This is a genomic window from Mycobacterium gordonae (assembly GCF_001417955.2).
GTDB lineage: Bacteria > Actinomycetota > Actinomycetes > Mycobacteriales > Mycobacteriaceae > Mycobacterium > Mycobacterium gordonae_B.
This window is the reverse complement of record NZ_LKTM01000194.1, coordinates 1-1,309: the sequence shown is the minus strand read 5'-3', so window position 1 is coordinate 1,309 and position 1,309 is coordinate 1. Positions and strand designations below refer to the sequence as shown.

At 60.1% G+C, this 1,309-nt stretch carries 2 protein-coding genes; both read right to left on the bottom strand.

Annotated features, from left to right (window positions below; translation table 11 throughout):
- Positions 1–366 precede the first annotated feature (366 nt).
- Positions 367–864 (bottom strand): hypothetical protein, encoded by a 498-nt coding sequence (locus tag AO501_RS38070; RefSeq protein ID WP_197419854.1) that lies wholly within the window; start codon positions 862–864, stop codon positions 367–369.
- 68 nt (positions 865–932) lie between these two features.
- The coding region (locus AO501_RS15315; RefSeq protein ID WP_156452583.1) for an integrase core domain-containing protein at positions 933–1,309 on the bottom strand (377 nt) is incomplete at its 5' end.

Here is a 1,309-nt window from a genome sequence, read left to right as displayed (position 1 = left end):
GGGGAGTCTCTCCATCCCCGCCCTCGGGTCACTAATTGTCAGGGGGCGGGTGCCTCAACCCAGGTTGGCAGAGAGGGAGAGGCTGAGAAGAAGTAAGACACGGTGGCGTCGGTCATGGGAAAGTAAAAGGCTCCCAGCCAGCCGACGTTCACCCGAGGGATGACCTTACCCATCCCGCACAAGCCCCCCGAACTGTCCCCGAGGACTCACTCTCCCTTGGGTTGATCGTCGGGGGGTTTCGTGTGTCGCAAGCAACTCAGCTACTAACAATCGGGCTGAGGGCATCGCCTAGACATAGAGGTTGGTGCCAATTGCCCCCGTGTCGGATTAGTCACCCGGTGCGGGGGCACCACCATGTCTAGGCAGTTACGCAGTATCAGCCCGACCCTGTTGGTCCTGCCTGCGAAGCTGTTCCCTGATCCACGGATCTTCGGCAACAAGGCAAGTGGCGCACTTACGTTGCTCTCGTCCACAGATGCACGTTCCGTCACCTTTGAAGCGATGCAGATAGGTGGCTTTTTTAATCTGGTCAAGAAGTTTGCCGCATTTGCGTTCCATCGCGGTCAGTTGCTTTTTGAGGATGATTCCCTCTCGCACCGCACGGTCTCGGCTTTTGCGCGTGTCAGCTAGGCGCTCGCGGTATTCCGCTGCGTGCTCAAACTCCATCTTCAGAACTAGCTCAGCACCTTGGTGCCCTTCACACATGCGGCAGAGCGGTGGATCACGGAAGATGTGGATGTGGTACGGCGGGTCTCCTAAGACCTCGATTGGGTCGCGGGCGGTACCGGGCCACTGTTCCTGGCAGCAGCTACAGGCGAACGGATCGCTTGTCGTGTCGTCGTGAGCGAACGGATCAATTGTCATCTTGGCTTGAGTTCGTCTATCTGGTCGGGGGCGCTGGGGTCTGCTGCACGATCAGGTGACAGTTTCGGTCACGCGGCCTGACTGGCCGGTGTGGTCATGATTGCTTCGAATTCGATCGGGGTCAACCGCCCGAGGCCGGACTGGCGGCGGCGCCGGTGGTAGGTGCGCTCGATCCAGGTGACGATCGCGATGCGGAGTTGTTCTCGGGTGTCCCAGCGGCGGCGGTCGAGCACGTTCTTCTGCAGCAGGCTAAAGAAGCTCTCGATGGCGGCGTTGTCGCCGGCGGCTCCGACACGGCCCATAGAGCCGACCATCTCGTGTTGATTCAAGGCGTGTACGAATTTCCTTGACCGGAACTGAGATCCGCGATCCGAGTGCAGAATGCACCCCGCGACATCTCCGCGTCGGGCTACCGCGCTGTGTAGTGCCCGGATGGCCAGTTGTG

Excerpts from the sequence above, each read along its gene's own strand:
- AO501_RS38070 (WP_197419854.1), bottom strand. The coding sequence starts at position 864 with ATGACAATTGATCCGTTCGCTCACGACGACACGACAAGCGATCCGTTC.